The following is a 25,008-nucleotide window of genomic DNA, read 5'->3' on the forward strand; positions in this document are numbered from 1 at the left end:
GACGATTGATTCGACTGAAGTTTCTACGTATTTTATATTTTATTTTTCATGAGTCGCAATGAATTTAATACGACAATGACCGTCGCACCCATATCTGCCATGACCGCCATCCATAATGTCAGCCAACCTGGAATAATGAGAAGTAGCGCAAGTACTTTTAAACCAAGTGCGATCGAGATATTTTGTACAATGATTTGTTTCGTGCGCGAGCTTAATTTGATCGTATAGGGAAGTTTCTCCAAGTCATCTGCCATCAATGCAATATCTGCCGTTTCAAGTGCAGTATCTGTTCCTGCACCTCCCATTGCAATACCGACATTTGCTGTAGCTAATGCTGGCGCGTCGTTCACTCCGTCACCCACCATTGCTACTTTACCATATTGACCTAATGATTTAATCATCTCGACTTTTTGATCGGGTAATAATTCTGCTTTGACTTCCGATAACCCAAGTTGCCCTCCAATTGCTAGAGCGGTCGATTGATTATCACCCGTTAGCATCACCGTCTTCTTACCCATCTCATGAAGCTTCTGGATAACCTTCACACTACTTTTACGCACTTGATCAGCTACTGCTATTATTCCCTCTAAACCCGCTTCAGACCAGACGAGCATAACGGTTTTACCTTGTTTCTGAAACGCTAAAATCTGCTGTTCAATGGATTCTGCCACTGTGTTCATTTCCCGGAATAAATTAGGACTTCCCACATGTACGACACGCTCTCCAATCATAGCTTTTGCGCCTTTGCCTGTAATGGATTGGAATTGATGTACCGACAGTAATCCAAGCGGTAATTTCTCCGCTGCCCGCATAATCGATGAGGCTAATGGATGTTGGGAAAACTTCTCAATAGAAGCTGCTTGTTGCACTATTTGATCTTCTGTTAATGAAGAAACCGACACGACATCTGTTACTTCCGGACGTCCTTCAGTCAGCGTACCTGTTTTATCAAAAGCTACCACGTTGATTTGTCCCGTTTCTTCTAAATGAATGCCACCTTTGATCAATACACCATTGCGTGCAGCGTTCCCAATCGCGGTAACGATCGCAATAGGCGTGGAGATGACTAATGCGCAAGGGCAGCCAACTACTAATACGACAAGACCTTTATAGAACCATTCACCCCATACTCCACCTATTAAAAGTGGAGGTATAATCATGATCAGTAAAGAAATAACTAAAATAGCTGGTGTATAGTATCTCGCAAAGCGATCGACAAATTGTTGTGTCGGTGCTTTTTCCGCCTGAGCTTCTTCTACTAAGTGAATGATTTTGGCAATCGTAGTATCTTCAGCTAGTTTCGTCACGCGGACTTGCATTGCACCTTCCTCATTCAAGGTACCTGCAAACACTTCGTCTCCTAGTACTTTGTGTACGGGCACAGACTCACCTGTAATGGCGGCTTGGTTAACGGATGAGTCACCTTGGATCACTTCACCATCCATCGCAATCTTTTGTCCCGGTTTAATCAAAATCACATCATTAATTCGTAAATCCTCTACATCTACTTCCAATTCATTATTTCCGCGAAGTACAATGGCCGTTGTAGGGGCGATTTCAATTAGTGATGTAATGGAATTTCTCGCTTTATCAATTGAATAACTTTCCAATGCTTCACTGACAGAGAAGAGGAACACTACGACCGCACCTTCTGCCCAGTCACCAATGAGTGCAGCCCCAATGACTGCGATTGTCATCAATGTAGACATATCAAATTCAAGTTTAAAAAGATTCGTTAATCCTTCCTTCATCAAACTGAATCCACCGATTATAATGGCAGAGAGAAACAGAGCAATCGACAGCCAGTTATGATCACCATTTGCGGTAGATACTGCATACCCTGCTAGTAGCAAAACTAACGAAGTAATAGTCGTTTGATTTTCACGTTTTTTCCAAAAAGGCGTATGTTGTTTACTAATCCGCTGTTTTTCAGGAAACACTTTAATACCGTCAAATGCCCCAGCCTCTTCTAATTGCAAAATAGAAGCCTCTCCCGCAACGGTTAATTTGGATGCACCAAAGTTCAACTGCACATCTTCCACAGACTCAATCTGCCGGACATTTTTCTCGAATTTCGCAGCACAACTTGTGCACGATAAATTTTGCAGGCGATAGACATTTTTCTCAGAAGCCATGTGACCAGTCCTCTCAAAAATTCGTTCATTTTACCTTTCAACATTCAACCGTCCGTTTGATTGATTAATTTTAGTATATGCAATTCAAGATATTTTGTCAATTTAGCCATTCAACTATACATTTGAATGAAATCACATAAAAAAGCAGTTCCTTGGATATCCTAAGGAACTGCAAAATGAACCATTTTTTATTTTGAGCGCGTAATGAAGATTTGCGGTACTTCCGCTTCAAATCGAACTAATTCCCCTGTACGTGGATGTAGAAAAGACAAAGCTGTGGCATGAAGTCCCACTCTACGCAAAGGGTTGCCTGTAGCACCATACTTTTTGTCACCCATCACTGGATGACCCAATTCTTCCATATGCACACGGATTTGATTTTTTCGGCCGGTTTCCAGAAGAACTTCCAACAATGAGCAACTTTTATTCGCTTGTACTCTTCTATAATGTGTAATGGCATGTTGTCCTCCATTGTCAGTTGGGCTTGAATATACTCTGAATGCACTATTTTCCGTTAACCAAGACGAAATAGTTCCTGATTGTGTACGTACTTTCCCTTCGACAAGCGCAGTATACAAACGTTCCTTTACCGATTCATTCCATGTACTTTGCAACGCTTGCTGGGTTTCTTCGTTTTTAGCAAACATCATCACACCCGATGTATCTCTATCCAGACGGTGCACAACAAAAATTCGGTTTTCAGGATGACTCCTCTTCACATACTTTGTAATTTCTCTATAGGCAGTCTGATCTTTTTCTTTTTCAGAAGCTACAGAAAGAATGCCTGCATCTTTATTGATCACGATAATATCGTCATCTTCGTGGAGAATAGATACACCGACTAATTTAGAGACATTTATAGCCGTTTTATTGCTTTGTATTTCCACCTTTTGTCCAGGCGCTAACGGCTGATTATGCTTTGTTGTCATCTGACCATCCACCATAACTTGGCCACGTGTAAGAATGGATTTCACTGAATTTCTACTGCTTTTTGACATAACCTTCAATAAATACGGCAAGAGCTCTATCTGTTCTTCCACTGTATATTTTTGTACATTAGATGTAATCTGTTTTCTTTTCATTGTATGTTAGCCCTCCTGCTTATTTAAATAGGTGCTCGTATTATAACTATTCACCGCATGACGGATGGTGCGCTTGAATATCATTTGACAGTACATGTGAAAAAATCTAGACATAAAAAAACAGCCCCTAGACATTCGGTCTAATAGGACTGTTTATTGTTATAAACCGTGTTCCTACGGTAAATAACTTAGGTTTGGCACCTATGACTCCGACTGGGCTCGAACCAGCGACCTCCACCCTGTCAAGGTGGCGCTCTCCCAGCTGAGCTACGGAATCGATCATACTAGGATGTGCCTATTGAAGTGAGTTAGTTAGGCTCTCAAGCACAAATACTATAATAGCATTATCTTTCCTTGTTGTAAACAAAGAAATTAAAAATCGATAATTCTTCTATACCATTAGAAAAATTACCGACTTTTATGGACGTTTATTAGACTATTCAGAGACGCTTCTCCCTTCACTTACTGCATAGGGTTTAATTGTTCTTCTGTTGATTCATTCTCAAAATATAAAAACTCTTCATGATCCAGCTCACTCATACGTTCTTTGTTGAAACCATGTGCCAAGTGCCCTTCAAAAACGTTTTCCCACCATGTCTCTTGTGTACTCATAGTATTTTCTCTCCTTTTTGATTTGATTGGTTTCTGTACCGATCTATATAGTTTATTCGTTATGACTGATTCGCTTATATGTAGTATATACATAACTCGTGTTGGTAAAACTGCGTAATTAGTCCAAAATAATTTGACTTATTTTTGGTCCTTCGGCTTCTTGACTTTTATTTTATCATGTGTTTTGAAATTCAAGTTTCGATGGAATCCTTATATAGTAGACCCGTCCTCTAGTAAAAATTCTATTTAATCTAGTTCTTTTCAGCCAACAAGATTTATAGAGATGTAAGAGCGTGTACAACTTTCTGAAAATTCTTATCTTTCATTAGTAAAATAAAAGACTTGCAAGCTCCATTTCGAGCTGGCAAGTCTTTTTAGAAATTATTTAATTTGAAGCCAATGTTGGCGAATTATTTTTCTTATTACCCATCCACTGAGACACCAGCAAGACGATGAATAATACTAAACCGATAATATCTGTGATAGTTTCTGGGTAGATCAACAACATGCCTGTACATATCGTGATGACTCGCAGAATCCAGTTCAGTTTACTATACCAGAAACCAATGATCCCCGCCCCGATTGCGACCATACCAATAATGGCGGTCAAAGTCACCCAAACAATCTCTAGTATACTCGAGTCGAGCATCAGCATCGCCGGATTAAAGACGAACATGTACGGGATGATGAATGCAGCAATTGCTAGTTTTGCGGAAGTGACACCAGTCTTGATCGGATCCCCACCTGAAATACCAGAGGCTGCAAAGGCAGCGAGTGCAACAGGCGGTGTGATATCTGCAATGATACCAAAGTAAAATACGAATAAGTGTGCAGATACCGCCACTACAATCGGCACAGCTGCACCTGTAGGCTCATCTAGCATCAATAATGTAATGATAGCAGGGGCCGCGATTGTAGATGTAATAACATAGTTTGCCGTCGTTGGAGAGCCCATCCCCAAAATGATTGCCGCGAACATCGTGAAAATTAATGTGAGCAAGATGTTACCGCCGGCTGCCGAGATCAAGCCGGTTGCCAAGCTAAGCCCAAGACCCGTCTTGACGACAACACCGACAATAATACCCGCACAAGCTGTTGCAGCTGCTACAGCCAATGCTGTACGGGCACCATCTACTAACGCCTCAATCATATCTTTAAAGCCAATTCTCGTTTCTTTACTAATTGCACTTACTGCAATGGTTAATACGATACCGAGTAAAGCCGCTTTCATCGTCGGAATACCTATTAATAGGAAGACAATAATACCTATAATCGGTAGTAATAAATAAATCTTTTTTAGCGTTTCTTTACGATTAGGAATTTGCGAGGCATCCATCCCTTGCAAACCAACACGCTTTGCTTCGAAATGGGTCATGATCCAAATTCCGGTGAAGTACAGCAACGCAGGGATAGCTGCTGCTTTGGCAATTTCCCAATACGTAACGCCGCCGATAAATTCAACCATCAGGAATGCAGCGGCCCCCATGATGGGTGGCATAATCTGCCCACCTGTAGACGCAGCTGCCTCTACTCCGCCTGCGAATTCTTTTCGGTACCCTAGCTTCTTCATCATCGGGATCGTGTACGAACCAGATCCCACGACATTTGCTACAGAACTACCTGAAATTGTACCTTGCAAAGCACTTGAGAAAATAGCGACTTTTGCCGGTCCGCCAGTCAAACGTCCCGCCAATACTACCGCCAAGTCATTAAAGTAGTTACCAACACCAGTCTTTACTAAGAACGCTCCAAACAACAGGAAGACGAATATGAAAGTGGCGGATACACTGATTGGCGTACCGAGAATCCCGTCCGTTGTAAAGAACATGAGTTGAACGAGATTTTCCACACTTTGCCCTCTATGTGCAAGGAACCCTGGGAAATAAGGTCCAAAGAACGCATAAACTAGAAACACTACGGAAATGATTGTGATCGGCATTCCTACCGCACGTCTTGCTGCCTCTAGTGTGAGGAGAACCGCTAAAATACCGATAATTAAATCGACATCGGATACACGCCCCACACGAAATACTAGTTCGTCGATAAATAGTGGCCAGTATAAACCAACTGCTATCGCCAATAAGGATAAAATAATATCATAAAACGGAACTTTGTCACGACGCACACTGATCTTTTTCCTAGCAGGGAACAATAGGAAAATAAGTGATAGAGCAAATCCTAAGTGAATCGATCGCTGGATTTGAGCTGTAAATGGTTTTCCAATCGCTGTATACAGCTGGAAAATCGAAAATGCTAACAAACCGAAAAATACAATCTTCCCGATAAGACCTTTCAGATCTCTCGTATTGGATTCAGGGTCGTACTTTTGAAGAATTTCGAGTTGTTCTTGTTCAGAAAGTGTACCCATTTCTTCATCAGAGATAGCGGGAATATCTTTTTCCCGATCTTTATTATTTTTCATTTAATCTGACTCCTTTTAACATCTTATAATTTGAAACCTTCGCCACATGAAATTCATAAGAATGCCCCTTTTGAAGAAATTCTTTTAGATGATAATCTTGTTGCTCATATCGCAAAGACAGATCTGTATTCACCCTACCTACGTAGAGAACAAACGAGTCTATTACGCGGTTTTCGAATGTAAGCGTATAAACACCATCTTCTACTTGCAGTGTTTCGCCTTCCTCTGCATAACCCGGCAAACCGATGGCTACATCTTCATACTGCATAAATTCGAAACGGAGCTTTCCATTGTCGGTAATGCGATACTGCTCTTTCACATTGGACAAATGGATTGAATGAATATATTGAATTTGAAAATTTCTATTCTCGTGTAATGGAAGATAATACGCTTTTGGTTGTTCGCTCCGAACCTCTTCAAATATGATCATTTGTCTATACGGATAAAACCAGATGATCAGCATTACAATTCCGATTAGAAACGTCAGCAGAAGAACGATTTTTCGTAATTTCATCCGCTAAATCCTTTCTGTTTCATTACATATAAACGATAAAATAGTTTATGTATTCCGCTAATTGTTTTTAAAAAAGTAAGAATGGGACGAATAAAGCTTTCGCTTTACCGCCCCCAAATGATTCTATCCGATAACTTATTCAGTTTATTTGTTCACTTCGTCAAAGTACTTCTGTGCACCTGGGTGTACAGGAATACCAATTCCATTCAAACCGTTTTCTGCTTTAATCAAAGCACCTTTAGCATGTTGGATTTTCGAAGCATTTTCATAAATTGCCTTTGTGATCTGGTAACCAAGTTCTTCAGAGATATCGTTCTGCATCACAAGCATTGCACCTACTGATACTGCAGGTGTCTCTTCTTTGGAACCATACGTTCCAGCAGGGATTATTTCTTTAGTGTAATATGGATATTTCTCGATTAATTCGTCCGCTTTGTCTTCTTCCACTGGAATAACGAAAACTTCTGAAGTAGCGTTTAGACCTTCAACAGCACCTGTTGGAGTTCCAGCTGTAATGAATGCAGCGTCAATTTGTCCAGCTTGTAGACTTTCTTGTGACTCACCGAAGTCCAAGTTTTGTGCTTTGATATCGCTTAAAGCTAAACCATGGATTTCAAGCAATTGCTCAGCGTTAGCAGCTGTTCCTGAACCTGGCGCTCCTATTGAAATACTTTTGCCTTTTAAGTCTTCAAATGTCTTGATATTGTTTTTCTTCAACGTAACCAATTGAACTGTTTCCGGATAAAGTGCACCAATAGCGGATACGTCGTCAATTACATCCCCATCAAACATCATTTCACCTTTAGAAGCGTAGTATGCGATGTCAGTTTGTACGAATGCAATGTTTGCATCTCCATCTTTAAGTGCTGTCATGTTTGCAGCAGATGCTTGAGATACTTCAGCAGTCGTCTTGATTCCTGTCTCTTCAGTAATGAATTCAGCAAAAGATCCACCTAATGGATAATAAGTGCCTTGTGTTCCCCCAGTAAGTAAGCTCAAGAACTTGTAGTCTTGCTCTGTCTTACCTTCATCTTTGTTCCCGTCGGCTTTTTCATCGTTACCGCAAGCTGCGAGCACAAGAAGCGCAAGCATGGAAACTAACGCCAGTAGGCGAAGTGAATTTTTCTTCATGTGACCATCTCCCCTTTACATTTTGTAGTCATAGACACTACCATTCTACCATGAAAGCGCTTTAACTTGTCAATATAATAATAATTTATATATTATTTCCTGTTCCTTTTATGCTCTTGACCCCCGTAAATGTATAGCCTTTATCAGGTGTTGCCCCAACACCTATTCCAGCGAAGGCGACTGCCGTGGTAGAGGTAGTGGTTCTAATGGACTCTCCACTCTCACCGCTTACCACATCCTCATAACAGAACCGTAATCCTAGACGCACTGACTAATTTCATCTACAACAAAAAAACTGCTGCTAGAAATGATGATCTAGAGCAGTTCGTTTTAATTATGAGCTCTTGCCATTTTGTACATCTTCAAACGTAAGGCCTGCTTCTTTCAAATCGCGCGTTCTATGCGCAATTCTAGATGCCGCACAAGCCGCCACACTTGCCACTAAATCATCTAAGAACGTATGGATACCAATTCCTTTTTTTGTATCCAATTCGTTGATGATGCCGACTTTATTCTTATCTAAGTGACCGAATGTAGTAACGGCGATTGACCCATACGTGTATACCGCACCCAATGCAATCGTTTCATCCACTCCAAATAACCCCTCGTCTGATTCAACGATTTGCTGAAGCGGTCCCGATAATTGACCTCTTTCAGCAATTTCATCCAATTCAACTCCAACCAATATGGCATGTTGCAATTCACGTTTACGAAGAACGCTTTCTACTGAGTCGATACACTGTTCGAGTGACAAACCTTTGTTATAAGGCACTTGCAGTTCATACACAATTTTTGCAATATCTTCAATCTTAACCCCACGACGGATCAACGCGTCTTTTGTTGCCGCAGTCACAACGTCCGAATGAACAATGTTTTTACCTTCATCCATATTATTTCCCCTCTCTCTCTTCATATGCAATAGTTTTCACTAGCTTTACACTGTTATTTATCGGTATGATATTTAGTAAGTGTACATTAATTATGGAGGTCCTACAAAATGAATCCAGGAAAAATTGAAGAAATTCGTTTTTACAGTAATGAATTACAAGAAGAAATGGAACTATTGATATATTTGCCATCACGCTATTCCCCTTTATACAAACATAATGTCATGCTCGTATCTGATGGCAAAGATTATTTTCAACTCGGACGGATTGGTCGAATTGCCGATGAATTAATGGAAGAAGAAATTATTGAACCGGTCATCATCGTAGGAATCCCATACAAAACGGTGCAAGAACGCAGACGTATGTATCATCCAGAAGGTGATCGACACAAAGCATATATCCGCTTTTTAGCGCACGAGTTAATTCAGTATATTGATGAAACCTACCCAACATACCAAATGGGCTCTTCAAGAATGTTGATGGGCGATTCACTGGCAGCATCGATTTCCTTATTGACCGCTTTAAAATATCCAAACTGCTTTGGAAATGTAGTATTGCATTCACCATTCGTTAATGAACACGTACTCGAAGCAGTTAAAGCCAATCAAACCCCTGCAAACCTTTCTATTTACCATGTGATCGGTGATAAAGAAACTGATGTACCCACAACTGCTGACGGCAGATTGGATTTTCTAACACCTAACCGAGAGCTGCATAAAATCATTAAAGAAAAAAGATTTCCTCACTATTATGAAGAGCTAGATGGAGATCATACATGGAAATCATGGCAACCTGATATTCGCCGTGCGCTGATTGAAATAAATAGCCTTTAGTAATAGAAAGAGACATGTTGGACTATTTTCTGATATACTAAAATAGATGTACCTAAAATTCAGTCAATTCACAAGGAGGCAAACTTAAATGAAATACGGTATTGTTGCATTCCCTTCAAAAAAACTTCAAGATTTAGCAAACGGCTATCGGATGAGATATGATCCGCATTATTCGCTGATTACACCTCATATGACGCTGAAAGATCCATTCGAAGCGAATGACAAGGAAATTGAAGAAGTAGCAAATGCGTTAAAAGAAATTACCATTAAAAACAGCCCTTTTGAGTTGAAAGTTACAAAAGTTGGCTCGTTCGCACCAACGACGAACACGATTTACTTTAAAGTTGTACCGAACGACGAAATTCTCGCGTTGCATAAGGATTTAAATGTAAACTTCTATCACGATGAAAACAATTATGCTTTTGTTCCGCATGTTACAATTGCGCAAAACCTGACTTCTGGTGAACACGATGATGTGATTAACCAAATGAAGATGGTAGGTGTAGACCACACGGAAGTCATCGATCGTATTCATTTACTTTATCAACTAGAAGACGGATCGTGGACAGTCTATGAAACGTTCCGTCTTGATCGTGAGTCTTGATTTGCAGATTACAGTAAAAATCGTCTCAGATGAAAAAGGTCGGCAGGATGCGTATTCCGTCCGCAAGAAAGTTTTTGTGGAAGAACAGGGCGTCCCGCTGATCCTTGAGTTGGACGAACACGATCAAGAAGCTATCCACTTCGTCGTCTACGATGAAGTAGATCAACCAATCGGTGCCGGCCGCATGAGAGGTCTGGTAAATGCACACGGTAAAATAGAGAGAATCTGTATTTTACCTGAACATCGCGGTAAACATCTTGGAAAATTAATTATGAATACATTAGAAGAACATGCACGAAAGAATTCTATGAAAAAACTTATTTTGAATGCGCAATCCTATGCTGTGCCTTTTTACAAAAAGCTAGGCTACGTCGTAACATCGCCCGAATTCATGGACGCTGATATTCCTCATCGCGCCATGGAGAAAAGTTTGTTAAACGACTGATTGCACAGAAAAAATACCCCTTGCCACTCTAGTGGTAAGGGGTATTTCCTTGCGTCAGACATATGCGTTAATCGATTGGCCCTTTCCTACAACTTCTGCAATTTCAGGTGAGAATTGGGCTGGATTTGGCGCAATAAATCCATTTTTAACTAAAGGTTGAGGTGCACGATTTTTCCGTTGTTTCATCTGCTCTTCACGACGTCTTTCCTCATCTGCCAGAACATCTTCCCAATAGCTTGATTCCTCATTTTCCAGACGCACAGGATTTACGCGTCCGATATAAGCAAAATTATGACGTTCGTTATTCATACGTTCTGCATACTGTTGTGCTTGGTAATTTGGTATTGGTAGGATATAACCCATGATGTGCACCCCCTATTAAATATATTTTCATTAGTAGTTTACCCAGTTAGCTAGAAGTATAAACTTGTTTTAGTAAGTTTATTTTACTTACCACCTAGCATTTGTGATATGTCGTTTAAATTCAATCCTTTTCCACTTGTCAGGATGGAGTTAACCAGTTCATCTTCTACTGATTGTGGCACGTCTTTTTTAGCTACTTGACTAACTTTTCGAATGATTTTTCTTACTTGTTTTTCATCTTTAAAATCGGCATATTGGATGGCATTCGCTAATGCGAAGACTTCTTCCATCGGCACGCCCGTTTTAGATTCTATTTTTTTAAAGAATGAATCGTTCATATTCAGTTCTCCTCCTTAGAAATAGCTTCTGCCTACAATAATCAATAATATAAACAGAACTACAATCAAGACGAATGAAGAACCGCCATATCGTTCACCACATCCTCCGCCGTATCCGTAACCACCGTGACCTTGAGATGGATAACATCCGTACATGAAAAACCCCTCCTTTCTTTCTTCTCTACTATATGCAGAGAAGAATGAATTGGAGAGGGCGTTTTGGTAGTTTAAATATTTCCTTTTGAAGTAAAGAGCAATGCACCAATTAGTCCGAAAATAATTGCCGCACTGATTCCCGAACTTGTCACTTCAAACATCCCCGTTACTACACCGACCAAGCCGTGTTTCTCGGCTTCCGCCATCGCGCCATGTGTCAATGCGTTCCCGAATGAAGTAATGGGAATCGTAGCGCCAGCACCAGCAAAATCAATAAACGGTTCATACCAGCCGAAACCATCCAGCACCGATCCTGCTACAACCAGTGAACATAATGTGTGAGCAGGCGTTAACTTTGCGACATCCATCAGTAATTGCCCGATGACACAAATCAAGCCACCCACTATAAATGATGTAATGTATATAGATATCATGGCGCCGTCACCTCATCCATTGTCAGTTCAATAGCGTGAGCAATACACGGAATCGTATCCCCTTGTTGAAATGACAAAGGGGATAGTAAGGCACCGGTTGCCAGCAATAAAACCCGCTTATACTCTCCCGACAGCAACTTTTGATACACGTCGGAAAAAAATACCGCCGCTGAACAACCGGATCCGCTCGCTCCTGCTTTAAAGGACGGATCATTTCCATAAAATTCTTCTCCGGCATCCCGAAAGTTTTTCGTATGCGGTAAACCATTTTCATTTGCCAACGCTTTAAAGATTTTGAAACCATTACTTCCTAAATCCCCCGTGATGATCGTGTCATAATCATCGACCGTTTTACTATGTCCTGTTAAGTGATTCATCAATGTATCACTGGCCGCTGGAGCCATTGCAGATCCCATATTCAACGGATCCGTCATCCCCATATCTATCACTTTTCCTACAGTGGCACAGTCAATCACTGGGGTGCCTTGTTTATGTTGTCCAATCAATACAGCACCAGCCGCTGTGACCGTCCACTGTGCAGTTGCTCCTTTTTGTGAACCATACTCCACCGGATATCGAAACTGCCGTTCAATTGCATTATGTTGACTAGAAGAACCCGCCACGATCCAGTTTGCATGCTTCGCATCCGCGAGCAATGCCGCTGTAATCATAGATGAAACAGAAGTAGCGCAAGCGGAAAACAGACCAATATACGGAATAGCTAATGCGTGGGCTGTGAAATTAGAAGGTGTCATTTGATTGACTAAGTCACCAGTTAATAAGAAATCAATTTTCTCCGGCTGTTTCTTCGCTTTACTCAGTGCAATCAATACAGCATCATACATTAACTGCTTATGACCGTCTTCGTTCGTCGGCAAATCACAACGCTCATCTTCGTACGATTTGTCGAATTGCTGCGCAAACACACTTTTCTTTTTTTCCAATGGACCTGCCGTTACACCTGTTGCATAAATACTTGGCTTGGAATGAAAGGTTAACACTCCTCGTTTTACCATGAGACCACACCAAATTTCACTAAGATAGTCTTGATCAGCGCTACAACGAAGGCAGAAAAGACACCAAATAAAATAACTGAACCAGCTAGTTTAAACATATTCCCGCCAACACCTAGTACATATCCTTCCGATTTATGTTCAATAGCAGCCGAGACGACGGCATTGCCGAATCCTGTAATCGGTACCGCCGCACCTGCCCCGCCAAATTGGGAAATCTTTTTATATAGTCCAAAACCCGTTAACAACATGGCGATGAAAATCATTGTGGCAACAGTTGGATTACTCGCTGTGCGTTCCGTAAAGTCAAAGTACGTAATATAAAAAAGTGCAATAAATTGGCCAATTAGACATATCAAACCACCAATTAAGAAAGCTTTAATGACATTTTTCATAATGGGTGGTTTAGGTGATAACTCTTTCTCTATTTGGGCATACTTTTCCTGTTGCATTAGGTTTGCTCCTTTTCAATTGATTTGATTTTATCAATTTTCTTTCGATAATTTTTCTCGCTTTTTTTATTGATCAGCTTCTCCGTTTCCAATAAGATTTTACTGTCTGCCGACACTGTGACTTTTAAGTCAGGATACTCACGTTCCAATTTTTTTTGAATTTTGTTGGCAATAGCTTTCTTTTGAAATCGGGAAAACGTATTGACACGAATCCCTGCTAGCAACTCATCTTCATATAGCAGTACCTTTGCTAGTTTCACATGTTCATTACTCATCAAAACATTCTCTAATGAACGCTCATCGTACGGAGTAGTATTTTTAATATATGTTCCTTTCTCACTACAACCAGTGAGTAGACCAAGAATAAGTAATAATATACTCAGCTTCTTCAAATGCGACGCCTCCCTTCTGTCTAGCATGTATCTTTTATGTCGGATTTATGCATATTGAGGAAAGCGCCCTGTCATGTCGATTACCCATGCATAAAGTATAGAGAACGACAAACAGGAGGTGGACAGTAGTGGGATGTGAAAAAAAAGACAGCAAACATGATGGCTGTCATAAGTCGAATTGTATTTGTGAAGTAGTACGCTTTATCCAACGCGTCCAGAATACGTGTCCGGAAGTGGATTGTGTAGAGTGTGATACAGATTGTTTCATGGCGCCGCTTGGCAGTTTGGTTAGCCCGGTTAGAGGCCGCGTCAACACACGCGTGTTCAGTTTGCTGACGGGTAATGGGGACTATTTCAAGGCCGTATTTAGAGGTGGTAAACGGAAGCATTATCCTAAAATGACAGCAGAAGAGACACTAGCTAATCATAAATCGACACATCATAAACATACGAGCTGTGTTTCCGTATTTTTTCGTGTACAGACCGTGTTTGATTCTTGCTGTGCTACCATTCAAGTATTGCAGCCTTTGTATAACGGACACCCGTTTGATATTACGACGGACGGAAAAATCTGTTATGAAAAAATTTGTAAGGTGAATGGTTTTGGACCTACGAATACATGCTTGACGGTTGATTTGAGCTGCTTCTGCGGCATTCAGTGTATCGATGATGTGTTTATCGATTTCTGCGATGAAGATTGATTTGTTTCTTGCAATGCTAAATGGCGAACCCTGCAGTAATAGGGTTCGTCTTTTTTGATGTAGCAAAAGAAATGTATGGAATGCAGGAGCGTCGTTGAACTACCTTTCAGGTGAACGCTTTCTACATCAACGAAAAAACAAGAGGCTTGGACAAAACTTAAAAAACAGTCCGTTCCCCAACGCTACAAAAGGCGCGCTTTCCGCGGGGCGCGCTTGAGCCTCCTCGTCGCTAAGTGCAAATACATGCTCTTAACGCTCCGCTTTTAATCGCAAAAGCCGTCCTTCGTAACGGCTCTCGCTACCTGCGGGGTCTCAACATTCGCGCTGAATCCCGCAGGAGTCGGCCTTTTTCCGCTTCGGTACACTCTTGATTACTAACGAATTAAACTTTATAAATACGTTTTAGTGAATTAAAAAAGGTATGAAAGTGTCTTCTTCTTCATACCTTTTGAGGTTGTGTCCCAGCCTCCTTAAAATTAAATTCCTTGATCTTGTTCTTCATACACTACTTTTTCAACTGCCAACGCTACGTTAATGTGTACGTTTGGATCTAATGGATGCGGGACTAAATCGTCACGCTTAGTGCTATCGACAATGGCCAAAGCTGCAGCGATCAGCATGGGATACGTAATGGCTTTCGCATTTGCATTTAATGCACCACGAAAGATGCCCGGAAAGCCTAGGACGTTATTGACTAGACGACCATCCGCCGCATAGGCTGCGCCTGCTTCCAAAGCGATTTCCGGAGTGATTTCTGCGTTGGGGTTAGATAAAGCCAAAATGATTTGACCTTTACGAATCATTTCTGGCTTGATGAGATTAGCAACACCAGTTGTCGCAATGACTACATCGCATGTCTCCATGATTTCTTCCATTGTTTCAACTACAGTCCCACCGTGCTTCGCTAACATCTCTTTCGCATGGGGATTAGGATCTGTTCCTTTCATTTCCGCTACACCATATGCCATAAACATACGACTGATTGCTAAGCCGGCTGCGCCTAAACCAATTTGTCCGACTGAAGCATTAGCCAGATCCACTTCAACATGCTTGCATGCTGTGAGCGCTGCTGCCAATGCTACGACCGCTGTACCATGCTGATCATCATGCATAACAGGAATCGGCAATTCTTTTTTCAAACGCTCTTCGATTTCAAAGCAATGCGGGGAACCGATATCTTCCAGTAAAATCGCACCAAACCCTTGATGGATATGTTTGATCGTTTCTACGACTTCATCCGGATTGCTCGTATCAAGTAAAATAGGGATCCCACTAATACCGACGAATTGATCAAACAAAACAGCTTTTCCTTCCATAACCGGCATACCCGCTACAGGACCAATATCTCCAAGCCCTAAAATAGCCGTACCATCTGTCACGATTGCCACTGTATTTGAAATACCTGTGAAATAATTTGCCTGTTCCGGATCTTCTTGGATCGTTTTGCAAACACTTGCCACACCTGGTGTATACACTCTCCGTAAATCTGCCAGAGAACGGATTTCATGAGTGGCTTTCATATGAATTTTTCCGCCTTCATGCATTTGCAATACATCATCTGTAATCGCTTGAACTTTAATACCTTGTTTCAAGTTTTCAATCGCCACCACTATTTCAGCCAAATGCGCTTGATCATTACATTGCAACGCGATTTCTCTAATCGTAGAAAGCGTTCCTACTTTAATCGTCTGGATGTCACCAATATCTCCATTTAGTTGACCGATTGCCATAGTTACCTTGCCAAGATTCCCAGGTTTAGAAGGTGTTTCGATAATTAAATTACGCAAATACTGTCCTTGAGCCATCTTCAATATACCCCCTACTATATTTTAGTATATTTTACAGTATTTCTGCCTACTTCCATAAAAAAACACACATCTCTACTTATTCAAGATGTGTGCTCTTCATTCAAGCCTTAATATCAATTGAAACGCCCTTTGTTGGATACGCTACAGATTGGTTTTCAAGGCCGTTCAGCATATCATTCATAGCAGAAGTCTCCATTGAAAGAGCCTTGTTCATGACGCTCATTTGAACGGTTGATTGCAAGCTTCTCAACTGGCTGGACATAATTGAATGGATATCCATATCGTTCAACTCCTTCCTGGTATACACTTCCTACTATCGGCTACTATTTTGATGATTGAAGGTTTTATTCGTTTGTTTCACCGAGAAATGCGTTTAACATCCACTGATGCTTCTCCACGCTCTGATAAACCGCATTTAACATATCCTCTGTCATATCATCTGAATCTTTTGATGCAAGTTCCATACCCTTTTTCAATGATTTCATTACTTTGTCAAAATCATCTACTAACGTTTGCACCATATCATTCGCTTTTTCTGTGCCTTTTGCTTCGTCGATCACAGATTCAGATAAATGCTGTGATAATGTTGCAGTTGGTTCACCGCCCAAAGTCAGTACGCGTTCCGCAATTTCGTCCATATGCACTGTTGCTTCATTATATAATTCCTCAAATTTGGCGTGTAATGTGAAGAATTGATTTCCTTTTACATACCAGTGGTAGTTATGAAGTTTCGCATACAACACCGACCACGTAGATACTTGTTTGTTTAGTTCTTGAATTAATTCCTTAGACATAAAAAACACTCTCCTAATCGTTTTATGCTTCTCTCTTTTCATTTACCACAAATATAGGTAAACTAAACCTTATTACGTCAGAAGGTGATGGAGATACTGAAGAAAGCATGTATACAAATAATCCGGTTCTATCAGAAGTTTATTTCCCCCCTATCACCGCCCTCTTGCCGATTTCATCCCACTTGTTCCCATTACGGGGTGGAAGCAATTGAGACACACGGTGCGCTAAAAGGTAGTTGGCTTGCGGTAATGCGGATTTTAAAATGTCATCCATTTCATAAAGGCGGATTTGATCCGGTTCCTCCAAAAAAATCAGATACTAAATAATCCGTACTAGGTTGCAAACATACATCATATCTTGTATGATGAGAAAACAATCTAAATAGTAATCATTCCGATTACGTCACGGAGGCTTTTTGAATGAAAAATCGTATACTACTGCTGGCAGCCGCTTTGCTGCTAGTATTAAGTGGTTGTAACAATAGTACAACTACTGAACCGGATGATACGTCATCCGAACAATTACTCGTTTACACTACTGTTTACCCATTACAATACTTCACTGAGCGGATTGGTGGAGAGTATGTTGACGTGAGATCCATCTATCCGCCTGGAACAGATGAGCACGTGTTTGAACCTACGCAGAAAGATATGATGAACTTAGCAAAAGGGGATTTATTCTTCTATGTTGGGCTTGGACTTGAGGGTTTTGTGCAAAAAACAGAGAAAACATTGCAGAATGAAAAGGTACGATTTGTTCCAATCGCTGACTATATTGATTTCGAGGAGTTGGAAGAGGGACATTCCCATGAACACGGAGAAGATGCGCATGATGAGCACGGACATGAAGACACGGTGGATCCACACGTTTGGATATCTCCTTATCTCAGCACGAAGCTCGCGGAAAAAATTACGCAAGAGTTATCTGATGAATTGCCTGAACATGCAGAATCATTCAAGAAGAATTTTGATGTTTTATATGATGAACTAGAAGAATTGGATCGCGAATTTAAAACAATGGCAGATGCAGCGCCAAACAAAACTTTCTTCGTATCTCATGCAGCATTTGGCTACTTAGCAGAAGCTTATGGGTTACAGCAACTTGCTGTATCTGGTCTTGATTCTCAGAATGAACCTTCACAAAAAGAACTAGCTTCACTTGTAAAAGATGCAAAAGAACAAGACATCCAGTATATTTTATTTGAACAAAACGTCAGCTCGAAATTAGCTGAAGTCATCAAAAAAGAACTGAATGCCGAAGCTCTTACTCTGCATAATTTGAGTGTCCTTACTGAAGAAGATATTCAGAAGGAAGAAACGTACTTTACTCTCATGGAACAGAATCTGAACGTACTAAAAAAAGCATTAGGTGACTAACAGTGGATGCATACTCCACTGTTTTTTTATAACCATTTTTTCAATTCGAACCGCATTAGTTTATTCGATGCATTACGCGGCAGTCGCTCCACAAAGCGAAATTCTTTCGGTAATTTATAACGCGCTAGACGCTGGGAACAGAATTCTACTAGTTCTTCCGTGTCAGCTGAGCCAACGAGAAATGCGACGGGTACTTGCCCCCACTGCGGATCTTCTTTACCACATACGCCAGCTTCTCTTATAGCAGGATGTGCTAGCAACACATTTTCAATTTCAGCAGGGTACACATTCTCCCCACCTGAAATAATTAAATCAGCACGCCGATCCACAATGAATAAATAGCCTTCCTCATCAAGATAGCCAGCATCCCCTGTAGCAAGCCAACCGTCTTCGGTCAGCGCACTGCGTGTACTTTGACTTCCGATGTAACCCGGCGTCACGTGAGGGCCTTTTATGAGCACTTCTCCTACTTCACCTGGTTGAACGGTATCTTTAATTGCAACTTGATTAAAAAATAACGGTTTACCCGCTGAACCTACCTTTCGCGTTGCATCTGCTTTTCCAAGTGTCGTCGTTTGCGAACAGGTTTCAGTCATACCATATGTCTGAAGTATCGGTAGTCCACATGCAGTCGCGCGCTCCAAATAATCCAGTGGCACCGGTCCGCCACCAACGAGCATAGTACGAAATTGAGGATGCGCTTTGTTATGATCCGCTTCCATCACACGGACAATTTGATCCAACGTCAAGGCAACGACCGAAATGGCTGTTACATTTCCCGCAACAATGTGTGCAGCAGCTTCTTTTGCATCAAATTTTTCGTACAAACGCATTTCCATTCCGTAGATAACTGCGCGAATGACAATCGAAAGTCCACTGATGTGGAATAAAGGCATCATGCACAGCCAGGAATCGTTATCGGACAACCCAAGATTTAGCGCAGAAGCAAGTGCGCTCGACGTATGATTGCCCGCTGTCTGTCGAACTCCTTTAGGTACACCCGTAGTGCCTGAAGTATACATAATCGATAGCGTCTGATCTTCAGTCCACTGTTCTAACATGACGAACTCTTTTCGTTCAGACTTTCGAACTGCTGAATAAGATAAGCTCTCGATATCATCTACATTCGGATGGATCTGTATGTGATCATCAACAAGTACAAGTTTTGCTTCGGAATCGCGTATTTGCCAGTGTAATTCTTGTTCTGTCAGCCGATTGTTCAGACAGACTACTTGCACACTTAATAACCAGCATGCATGGATGAAGAGTACCGTTTGTTCATTGGAGCGGCTTAGCAGCGCCACCCTACTCTCTGACTGAACACCGAGATGATGAAGTTGTTGTGCGATTTCAAGGGATTGCTCATATAGTTCCTGATAAGACCAGTGTCCTTGTTCGGTAACTAAAGCGGACGCTCCAGGTGTCAATTTGGCCCGTTGCGCAAGCCAATTTGGGATCATCATAGCTATCTCCTCCAATTAAAATTAACATAATGAAAAAGCTGCCCAATATAGGCAGCTTTCATTTATTTAAGGGAAACGTGGGAATTGATCGAAGTCTGGTTTACGCTTTTCTTTAAACGCATCGCGTCCTTCTTTCGCTTCATCCGTTGTGTAATAAAGCAATGTAGCGTCTCCAGCTAATTGCTGAAGTCCAGCCAAGCCGTCTGTATCTGCATTCATTGCCGCTTTCAAGAAGCGAAGTGCAGTTGGACTCTTGCCTAGCATTTCTTCACACCATTGTACTGTTTCGTCTTCTAGCTGTTCATAAGGAACCACTGTGTTGACTAAGCCCATATCGAGTGCTTCTTGCGCGTCATATTGACGGCATAGGTACCAGATTTCACGTGCTTTTTTGTGGCCAACAATGCGTGCAAGATATCCTGAACCGTATCCCGCGTCGAACGAGCCGACAGTAGGTCCTGTTTGTCCGAAACGTGCATTGTCTGCAGCAATCGTCAAGTCACATACTACATGTAACACGTGACCGCCACCGATTGCGTATCCCGCCACCATTGCGACAACTGGCTTTGGAATAACGCGAATTAAGCGTTGAAGATCTAAAACGTTCAAGCGTGGAATTTCGTCGTCTCCAACATATCCACCGTGACCACGAACCGATTGATCGCCTCCTGAACAGAAAGCTTTCTCTCCTTCACCAGTTAACACGATCACTCCAATTCGTTGATCATCTCTTGCACGTGAAAATGCATCGATCAGTTCCATTACTGTTTTCGGACGGAATGCATTGCGCACTTCCGGACGATTGATCGTGATTTTTGCGATACCATTGTACATTTCGTACTTGATATCATCATATGTACGAAGCGTTTCCCATTGACGGGTCATAATAAATTCCTCCTCGAGTTTTACACTGTTTTCAGAAAGCTCTTTATCATTGTAGCAAATTCTTGTGGTTTTTCCACGTGAATTGCATGCCCTGCATCTTTTATCGTTTCATGCCGGGCATTTGGCAGCCTTTTCAACATTTCCTGCGCTATCGTTTCGAATTTCTCGTCTTCACTACCGGTAATCAATAATACAGGTAATGAAAGTTGCTCAAGCGTCTGCCAGTATGATGGCTGACTGCCCGTTCCAATCCCCCGTAAACTGTTTGCTAGACCGGTTGGCCGTTGATCGAGGCGTTCACTGCGCACTGCTTGTTGTTGTGATTCAGACAGTTTTTTTTGCGAGTGAAACAACGGAATCTCTTGCCAGAAGTCGACGAATTCTATCATTCCTCGTTGTTCTATCCTATCCGCAAGCTTGGAATCAGCTGTACGTCGTGCGATTTGTTGTTCAGTTGTACATAGACCTGGCGAACTGCTTTCAAGTATAAGACCCGTTACTTTTTCTGGATACGTTGCAGTATAGCCTAGCGCAACACGCCCACCCATCGAATACCCAAGCAAGATGGGCTGCTTAATTTCAAGCTTCTGCAAGATTTCATATAAATCTTTTACCTGCTCTTCCATCTTGTAGCGAGTACTCGTTTCAGGCGCTTCTGTTTTGCCATGACCGATTAAATCGACTGCCACGATATGATAATCCACCGCAAGTACTTCAATGGTTTGCTGCCAAGTGGCTGTCGAGCCTGTGAAACCATGCAACATGACGATTGTCGGCAACTGTTTATTACCGTAGCGTGCAACATGCGTATCTATACCTCTAATTGTCAATAGTTCAGTCGTCAATGCGTTCCACCCTCTTCGCGATTTCCCGCCACACAGAGCGGTGAGCTTCCACATTGTCTTCACGTACTGTTGTCACTTCAATAATTCGGAGATTAGTCATTTTATCTGTTTGCATTGCTTGTTCAAATGCTTGTATCGTGTCTACCGCATCATATTGCGCTTCATACATCGCCGCTATGTGATGGAACGTTAAATTTGTTGGGGTCCCGAATAATTGCTCATAATGGTGTTCAATAGACGCTTGCGGTAAATAGGAAAATATCCCGCCACCATTGTTATTAATTAGTACAATTGTCAAATCGGTTTGCTGTAAACGGGAAATTATCAATCCGTTGATATCATGCAAAAACGCTAAATCCCCAATCAATAAGTACGTCTTTCGTTGACGACCTTCCTGAATACCAAGGGCAGTCGAGACTACGCCGTCGATCCCATTCGTCCCTCTATTGCAAAACAATGAAATATCGCGTTTCGTCTTTTGGAAATGAGTATCCAAGTCACGAATCGGCATACTGCTACTGCAGACTACATCTGAGCCATCTGGTAAATTGGCGATGAATTGACGAACGAAATGACCTTCATCTTGCTTAAAATGTTGATCTTCATTCAGTACATCTGAGGAAATTCGATTGGCTTCAGACCACTGTTCCATATACTCTGTTCGCTCGTTTCGTATATGTACTTGCTGCCAAATGCTCTCTGCACTTACTTGCAAATGATGCGTAGTTAGACCAATCGGATCACGATAATTCGGTGAATCATCGATCACAATAAAAGTTTCTGGACACGTCTTCTTCAAAAATAACAGTAATGGTTTAGAGATGGGTTGCGGACCGAAGCGTATGACGCAATCAGGTCGCACCTTGTCGGTAAACACTTCACTTTTCAGCAAGGCATCATACTGATCAATACAAAGATCGTCACAATCTGCAGGCACTTGTGAGCGCAGATTAGACAGTGGATCGCAAAGTACGGGCCACTGAAGTGCTTTAGCAAACTGCCAGAAACGTTCTTTATCTAGAGTAGTCGTTTGCTCTCCGATAACGAGTATGCCTTTTTTCGATTGCGTAATGGCCGTTTCGAGTACAGTTTTCATTTCATCCGTTACAGTCAATTCCCCTACCAACTGTTGCTGGAATCGACTGACTTGCGCAGTTGCTTGTAAATCAATCAGTAATGGCTCCCGAAACGGGACATTTAAGTGCACTGGTCCTTGTGGTGCAGTTTTCGCTACAGAAAGAAGTCTAACAGCACGTTGTTCCATGTATCGTAAAATGTCTTCTCGATTTTCTGGTACAGGGAAATCGACGCTATCTTTGACGTGCTCCCCAAACATGCGAATTTGATCAATCGCCTGTGGAGCGCCGACTTCACGTAATTCATGCGGACGGTCCGCTGTGATGACGATCAACGGCAATCTTGCATAAAAAGCTTCTGTAACTGCAGGATGATAGTTCGATGCGGCTGTTCCTGATGTACATAGTAAAACAACCGGTTGCCCAGTCGCCTTCACTAATCCAAGCGCATAAAAAGCTGCAGAACGCTCATCGGTATGCACATAGGTCTGCATATCCTCAGAGTTCGTTAGCGCATACGCAAGTGGTGTCGATCTGGAGCCTGGACTAATTACTGCCTTTTTCGCGCCTTGGCGTATAAGAGCATCCGTTAAGCGGAGCACATAACTCGTTAATCCTATTTCGTGATCATTCATGTAAGCGGCCTCCGAGCGCGCGTAGTACGGGACGGAATTTAACCCATGTTTCCGCGTATTCTTCCGTTGCCGTAGAATCAGCTACAATCCCCCCGCCAGCATACAAATATGCATCATTGCCAGTTAACAGTCCAGAACGGATCGCCACCGCAAACTCTCCATTACCCGCAGAATCCACCCAGCCAATCGGGCCTGCATAGTAACCACGGTCCATTTGCTCTTCTTCACGAATGATTTCGAGCGCTTTCTGACGTGGAACTCCACCTAAAGCGGGTGTTGGATGAAGCGCTTCTACTAGATGGAAAATATCCATGTCCTCCGCAAGTACTCCTTCAACCGGTGTGAATAAATGCTGAATATCTCGCACTTTCAAAAGCTTTGGTGTTTTGTTTACTTGCAATGATGTGCAAAATTCCGAAAAGACTTGTGTAATCATATCGACTACGTACTGATGCTCTTCACGATTCTTCTTATCACGTAATAGCACTTCACCAAGTCGCTGATCCTCTTGAGACGTTTTTCCACGCTCAATAGAACCTGCTACACATGCCGAGTACACATGTCCCTTATAAATTTCAACCAATCTCTCTGGCGTTGCACCGAAGAACATTTCATTCCCAATTTGAAGTCCAAAGTGATAACTAGCAGACTGTTCATTCGAAATCGTATGCAGCGCAGCAGCCTTTTGGAATTCTTCTTCGAACGTTAATTTAATTTTACGTGCAATGACTACTTTCTCTGCCTCTTGCGCTTTAATATGCGATGTCACGTGCTCAACAGCATCCATATAGCGGTCCGTAGCCAATTCTGTCTGTTTGATCACGCTCGGATGACCTTGGAACGTGAATTCGTCAACCTGTGCAATATGGATCAAGCGATCACGTTCTTGACGCAATGCTTCAAAGTCTGCTGCTGTTTGCGGTTCATCCGTAATATAATTAATCGATACATACGTTTTACCTTTTTCAATTTTCAGTTGGAATAAAGGCACAGTAAAATAAGCGGCTGGAAAAGCGCTCCACTCGTCATCCTGTCGTGTGTGGGGATCAAAAGAAAACCCTCCAAACAACACCGGATCAACATCTTTTTCTTCCTTGATCAAACCTTCACATAATGTTGCCCATTGTGAAGATATCGACTGAAAACGATCCTTCTCCGCTGTTAGAACTGTAGCCTGACCCAAACCGACAAGTTTTACTGTCTTGTCTGCATTTTGCCAGAAGAAACGATGCTCACCATAATGTGATAGGCCTGCTTCAAAAAAAGCAAGCGGACTTAGCGTTTCTACTTCTAATGTTTCCGTAAAAAAACGAGATTCAGCGCCTGTTGCCGGAACCGTCTTCTCTCGATCGGTCAATTTCCGAATCATCCCACTCTCTCCTTCTCATCATGCAATATGTTTTTCGACAATTTACGCTCAGATATCATTTCACTGAACGATAAGTACCTCTATTCTAGCACATTGGACGCTTTACTTAATATATAATGTCTCGCTGTCGCCATATAGAAGAGCATTCGACAATTATCTTTTGTAGTCGTCACTTCTTACCTAACTGCTTGTTTTTGTTGTATACTATCAGATGATGATTACATACATAAGGAGAGATTACC

Annotated in this window: 28 protein-coding genes and 1 tRNA gene; 6 read left to right on the top strand and 23 right to left on the bottom strand. The window is 41.8% G+C overall.

Annotation, left to right across the window (positions count from 1 at the left end):
• Positions 1-32: 32 nt before the first annotated feature.
• The 8 genes from CSV60_RS00475 to CSV60_RS00505 all read right to left on the bottom strand — a co-directional run bounded on the left by CSV60_RS00475 (position 33) and on the right by CSV60_RS00505 (position 8,785).
• On the bottom strand, positions 33-2,135 hold the full coding sequence (locus tag CSV60_RS00475; protein WP_099635703.1) for a heavy metal translocating P-type ATPase: 2,103 nt from the start codon (positions 2,133-2,135) through the stop codon (positions 33-35).
• 188 nt (positions 2,136-2,323) lie between these two features.
• The gene (locus CSV60_RS00480) at positions 2,324-3,217 is read right to left on the bottom strand and encodes an RluA family pseudouridine synthase (protein ID WP_099635704.1); all 894 of its coding nucleotides are present in this window, start codon (positions 3,215-3,217) and stop codon (positions 2,324-2,326) included.
• 204 nt (positions 3,218-3,421) lie between these two features.
• Positions 3,422-3,494: transfer RNA gene (locus tag CSV60_RS00485), tRNA-Val, on the bottom strand.
• A gap of 185 nt (positions 3,495-3,679) precedes the next feature.
• Positions 3,680-3,829: a hypothetical protein gene (locus CSV60_RS15925; RefSeq protein WP_180960147.1), complete on the bottom strand. Its 150-nt coding sequence runs from the start codon at positions 3,827-3,829 to the stop codon at positions 3,680-3,682.
• A 385-nt stretch (positions 3,830-4,214) separates the two neighbouring features.
• On the bottom strand, positions 4,215-6,251 hold the full coding sequence (locus CSV60_RS00490) for a TRAP transporter permease (protein ID WP_369823557.1): 2,037 nt from the start codon (positions 6,249-6,251) through the stop codon (positions 4,215-4,217).
• Entirely contained in the window at positions 6,241-6,765 is a 525-nt protein-coding gene (locus CSV60_RS00495) for a DUF1850 domain-containing protein (protein ID WP_099635705.1), read from the bottom strand. Before CSV60_RS00495 ends, CSV60_RS00490 begins: the two co-directional genes overlap by 11 nt.
• Positions 6,766-6,909: 144 nt before the next feature.
• Positions 6,910-7,896, bottom strand: a complete 987-nt coding sequence (locus tag CSV60_RS00500; protein WP_099635706.1) for a TAXI family TRAP transporter solute-binding subunit — start codon at positions 7,894-7,896, stop codon at positions 6,910-6,912.
• A gap of 334 nt (positions 7,897-8,230) precedes the next feature.
• A complete protein-coding gene (locus CSV60_RS00505; protein ID WP_099632406.1) occupies positions 8,231-8,785 on the bottom strand; it encodes a phosphatidylglycerophosphatase A family protein in 555 nt (184 codons plus the stop codon).
• Positions 8,786-8,893: 108 nt separating this feature from the next.
• On the opposite strand from CSV60_RS00505, the gene CSV60_RS00510 reads away from it, so the two are divergent.
• From CSV60_RS00510 to CSV60_RS00520, 3 genes are all read left to right on the top strand, one after another.
• On the top strand, positions 8,894-9,616 hold the full coding sequence (locus CSV60_RS00510) for an alpha/beta hydrolase (protein WP_099635707.1): 723 nt from the start codon (positions 8,894-8,896) through the stop codon (positions 9,614-9,616).
• 88 nt (positions 9,617-9,704) lie between these two features.
• On the top strand, positions 9,705-10,220 hold the full coding sequence (locus CSV60_RS00515) for a YjcG family protein (protein WP_099632408.1): 516 nt from the start codon (positions 9,705-9,707) through the stop codon (positions 10,218-10,220).
• Positions 10,189-10,665 carry a GNAT family N-acetyltransferase gene (locus CSV60_RS00520; RefSeq protein ID WP_099632409.1) on the top strand — a complete coding sequence of 159 codons (477 nt, stop codon included), beginning with the start codon at positions 10,189-10,191 and terminating at the stop codon, positions 10,663-10,665. Before CSV60_RS00515 ends, CSV60_RS00520 begins: the two co-directional genes overlap by 32 nt.
• A 54-nt stretch (positions 10,666-10,719) precedes the next feature.
• Here the strand turns inward: CSV60_RS00520 and CSV60_RS00525 are convergent, their stop codons facing one another.
• From CSV60_RS00525 to CSV60_RS00555, 7 genes are all read right to left on the bottom strand, one after another.
• Positions 10,720-11,028: a hypothetical protein gene (locus CSV60_RS00525; protein ID WP_099632410.1), complete on the bottom strand. Its 309-nt coding sequence runs from the start codon at positions 11,026-11,028 to the stop codon at positions 10,720-10,722.
• 83 nt (positions 11,029-11,111) lie between these two features.
• Positions 11,112-11,366 carry a stage VI sporulation protein F gene (locus CSV60_RS00530; RefSeq protein WP_099632411.1) on the bottom strand — a complete coding sequence of 85 codons (255 nt, stop codon included), beginning with the start codon at positions 11,364-11,366 and terminating at the stop codon, positions 11,112-11,114.
• A gap of 15 nt (positions 11,367-11,381) precedes the next feature.
• Entirely contained in the window at positions 11,382-11,522 is a 141-nt protein-coding gene (locus tag CSV60_RS16100) for a YjcZ family sporulation protein (RefSeq protein WP_099632412.1), read from the bottom strand.
• 71 nt (positions 11,523-11,593) lie between these two features.
• Positions 11,594-11,956, bottom strand: coding sequence for a stage V sporulation protein AE (gene spoVAE / locus CSV60_RS00540; protein WP_099632413.1), 363 nt, complete (start codon positions 11,954-11,956; stop codon positions 11,594-11,596).
• Positions 11,953-12,972, bottom strand: a complete 1,020-nt coding sequence (locus tag CSV60_RS00545; RefSeq protein WP_099635708.1) for a beta-ketoacyl-[acyl-carrier-protein] synthase family protein — start codon at positions 12,970-12,972, stop codon at positions 11,953-11,955. The genes spoVAE and CSV60_RS00545 overlap by 4 nt, the downstream gene beginning before the upstream one ends.
• Positions 12,966-13,421 (bottom strand): stage V sporulation protein AC, encoded by a 456-nt coding sequence (gene spoVAC, locus CSV60_RS00550; protein ID WP_099632415.1) that lies wholly within the window; start codon positions 13,419-13,421, stop codon positions 12,966-12,968. Before spoVAC ends, CSV60_RS00545 begins: the two co-directional genes overlap by 7 nt.
• Positions 13,421-13,813, bottom strand: coding sequence for a hypothetical protein (locus CSV60_RS00555; protein ID WP_099635709.1), 393 nt, complete (start codon positions 13,811-13,813; stop codon positions 13,421-13,423). Before CSV60_RS00555 ends, spoVAC begins: the two co-directional genes overlap by 1 nt.
• A gap of 128 nt (positions 13,814-13,941) precedes the next feature.
• Here CSV60_RS00555 and CSV60_RS00560 point away from each other — a divergent pair, with 128 nt between their 5' ends.
• Entirely contained in the window at positions 13,942-14,514 is a 573-nt protein-coding gene (locus tag CSV60_RS00560; RefSeq protein WP_099632417.1) for a CotY/CotZ family spore coat protein, read from the top strand.
• A gap of 476 nt (positions 14,515-14,990) precedes the next feature.
• On the opposite strand, the gene CSV60_RS00565 is transcribed toward CSV60_RS00560, so the two are convergent.
• The 3 genes from CSV60_RS00565 to CSV60_RS00575 all read right to left on the bottom strand — a co-directional run bounded on the left by CSV60_RS00565 (position 14,991) and on the right by CSV60_RS00575 (position 17,116).
• Positions 14,991-16,319, bottom strand: a complete 1,329-nt coding sequence (locus CSV60_RS00565) for an NAD-dependent malic enzyme (protein ID WP_099635710.1) — start codon at positions 16,317-16,319, stop codon at positions 14,991-14,993.
• Positions 16,320-16,422: 103 nt separating this feature from the next.
• Positions 16,423-16,602 (bottom strand): putative motility protein, encoded by a 180-nt coding sequence (locus CSV60_RS00570; RefSeq protein ID WP_099635711.1) that lies wholly within the window; start codon positions 16,600-16,602, stop codon positions 16,423-16,425.
• Between the two features lie 64 nt (positions 16,603-16,666).
• A complete protein-coding gene (locus tag CSV60_RS00575) occupies positions 16,667-17,116 on the bottom strand; it encodes a Dps family protein (RefSeq protein WP_099635712.1) in 450 nt (149 codons plus the stop codon).
• A gap of 87 nt (positions 17,117-17,203) precedes the next feature.
• On the opposite strand from CSV60_RS00575, the gene yidD reads away from it, so the two are divergent.
• Both yidD and CSV60_RS00585 read left to right on the top strand, forming a co-directional pair.
• Positions 17,204-17,443, top strand: a complete 240-nt coding sequence (yidD, locus tag CSV60_RS00580; RefSeq protein WP_099635713.1) for a membrane protein insertion efficiency factor YidD — start codon at positions 17,204-17,206, stop codon at positions 17,441-17,443.
• A 93-nt stretch (positions 17,444-17,536) separates the two neighbouring features.
• On the top strand, positions 17,537-18,493 hold the full coding sequence (locus tag CSV60_RS00585) for a metal ABC transporter solute-binding protein, Zn/Mn family (protein ID WP_099635714.1): 957 nt from the start codon (positions 17,537-17,539) through the stop codon (positions 18,491-18,493).
• Between the two features lie 26 nt (positions 18,494-18,519).
• On the opposite strand, the gene CSV60_RS00590 is transcribed toward CSV60_RS00585, so the two are convergent.
• The 5 genes from CSV60_RS00590 to CSV60_RS00610 form a co-directional block, all read right to left on the bottom strand.
• Positions 18,520-19,956: an o-succinylbenzoate--CoA ligase gene (locus tag CSV60_RS00590; protein ID WP_099635715.1), complete on the bottom strand. Its 1,437-nt coding sequence runs from the start codon at positions 19,954-19,956 to the stop codon at positions 18,520-18,522.
• 66 nt (positions 19,957-20,022) lie between these two features.
• Positions 20,023-20,841, bottom strand: a complete 819-nt coding sequence (gene menB, locus CSV60_RS00595) for a 1,4-dihydroxy-2-naphthoyl-CoA synthase (RefSeq protein WP_029055123.1) — start codon at positions 20,839-20,841, stop codon at positions 20,023-20,025.
• Positions 20,842-20,861: 20 nt separating this feature from the next.
• The gene (gene menH / locus CSV60_RS00600) at positions 20,862-21,686 is read right to left on the bottom strand and encodes a 2-succinyl-6-hydroxy-2,4-cyclohexadiene-1-carboxylate synthase (RefSeq protein ID WP_233189493.1); all 825 of its coding nucleotides are present in this window, start codon (positions 21,684-21,686) and stop codon (positions 20,862-20,864) included.
• The gene (gene menD, locus CSV60_RS00605) at positions 21,676-23,397 is read right to left on the bottom strand and encodes a 2-succinyl-5-enolpyruvyl-6-hydroxy-3-cyclohexene-1-carboxylic-acid synthase (protein ID WP_099635716.1); all 1,722 of its coding nucleotides are present in this window, start codon (positions 23,395-23,397) and stop codon (positions 21,676-21,678) included. The genes menH and menD overlap by 11 nt, the downstream gene beginning before the upstream one ends.
• A complete protein-coding gene (locus CSV60_RS00610; protein ID WP_099635717.1) occupies positions 23,390-24,766 on the bottom strand; it encodes an isochorismate synthase in 1,377 nt (458 codons plus the stop codon). Before CSV60_RS00610 ends, menD begins: the two co-directional genes overlap by 8 nt.
• Positions 24,767-25,008: the final 242 nt, after the last annotated feature.

The organism is Sporosarcina sp. P7 (assembly GCF_002743425.1).
GTDB lineage: Bacteria > Bacillota > Bacilli > Bacillales_A > Planococcaceae > Sporosarcina.

Coding starts and splice junctions, on each gene's coding strand:
- CSV60_RS00475 (WP_099635703.1), bottom strand. CDS start 2,135: ATGGCTTCTGAGAAAAATGTCTATCGCCTGCAAAATTTATCGTGCACA.
- CSV60_RS00480 (WP_099635704.1), bottom strand. CDS start 3,217: ATGAAAAGAAAACAGATTACATCTAATGTACAAAAATATACAGTGGAA.
- CSV60_RS15925 (WP_180960147.1), bottom strand. CDS start 3,829: ATGAGTACACAAGAGACATGGTGGGAAAACGTTTTTGAAGGGCACTTG.
- CSV60_RS00490 (WP_369823557.1), bottom strand. CDS start 6,251: ATGAAAAATAATAAAGATCGGGAAAAAGATATTCCCGCTATCTCTGAT.
- CSV60_RS00495 (WP_099635705.1), bottom strand. CDS start 6,765: ATGAAATTACGAAAAATCGTTCTTCTGCTGACGTTTCTAATCGGAATT.
- CSV60_RS00500 (WP_099635706.1), bottom strand. CDS start 7,896: ATGAAGAAAAATTCACTTCGCCTACTGGCGTTAGTTTCCATGCTTGCG.
- CSV60_RS00505 (WP_099632406.1), bottom strand. CDS start 8,785: ATGGATGAAGGTAAAAACATTGTTCATTCGGACGTTGTGACTGCGGCA.
- CSV60_RS00510 (WP_099635707.1), top strand. CDS start 8,894: ATGAATCCAGGAAAAATTGAAGAAATTCGTTTTTACAGTAATGAATTA.
- CSV60_RS00515 (WP_099632408.1), top strand. CDS start 9,705: ATGAAATACGGTATTGTTGCATTCCCTTCAAAAAAACTTCAAGATTTA.
- CSV60_RS00520 (WP_099632409.1), top strand. CDS start 10,189: ATGAAACGTTCCGTCTTGATCGTGAGTCTTGATTTGCAGATTACAGTA.
- CSV60_RS00525 (WP_099632410.1), bottom strand. CDS start 11,028: ATGGGTTATATCCTACCAATACCAAATTACCAAGCACAACAGTATGCA.
- CSV60_RS00530 (WP_099632411.1), bottom strand. CDS start 11,366: ATGAACGATTCATTCTTTAAAAAAATAGAATCTAAAACGGGCGTGCCG.
- CSV60_RS16100 (WP_099632412.1), bottom strand. CDS start 11,522: ATGTACGGATGTTATCCATCTCAAGGTCACGGTGGTTACGGATACGGC.
- spoVAE (WP_099632413.1), bottom strand. CDS start 11,956: ATGATATCTATATACATTACATCATTTATAGTGGGTGGCTTGATTTGT.
- CSV60_RS00545 (WP_099635708.1), bottom strand. CDS start 12,972: ATGGTAAAACGAGGAGTGTTAACCTTTCATTCCAAGCCAAGTATTTAT.
- spoVAC (WP_099632415.1), bottom strand. CDS start 13,421: ATGCAACAGGAAAAGTATGCCCAAATAGAGAAAGAGTTATCACCTAAA.
- CSV60_RS00565 (WP_099635710.1), bottom strand. CDS start 16,319: ATGGCTCAAGGACAGTATTTGCGTAATTTAATTATCGAAACACCTTCT.
- CSV60_RS00570 (WP_099635711.1), bottom strand. CDS start 16,602: ATGGATATCCATTCAATTATGTCCAGCCAGTTGAGAAGCTTGCAATCA.
- CSV60_RS00575 (WP_099635712.1), bottom strand. CDS start 17,116: ATGTCTAAGGAATTAATTCAAGAACTAAACAAACAAGTATCTACGTGG.
- yidD (WP_099635713.1), top strand. CDS start 17,204: ATGGAGATACTGAAGAAAGCATGTATACAAATAATCCGGTTCTATCAG.
- CSV60_RS00585 (WP_099635714.1), top strand. CDS start 17,537: ATGAAAAATCGTATACTACTGCTGGCAGCCGCTTTGCTGCTAGTATTA.
- CSV60_RS00590 (WP_099635715.1), bottom strand. CDS start 19,956: ATGATGATCCCAAATTGGCTTGCGCAACGGGCCAAATTGACACCTGGA.
- menB (WP_029055123.1), bottom strand. CDS start 20,841: ATGACCCGTCAATGGGAAACGCTTCGTACATATGATGATATCAAGTAC.
- menD (WP_099635716.1), bottom strand. CDS start 23,397: ATGAATGATCACGAAATAGGATTAACGAGTTATGTGCTCCGCTTAACG.
- CSV60_RS00610 (WP_099635717.1), bottom strand. CDS start 24,766: ATGATTCGGAAATTGACCGATCGAGAGAAGACGGTTCCGGCAACAGGC.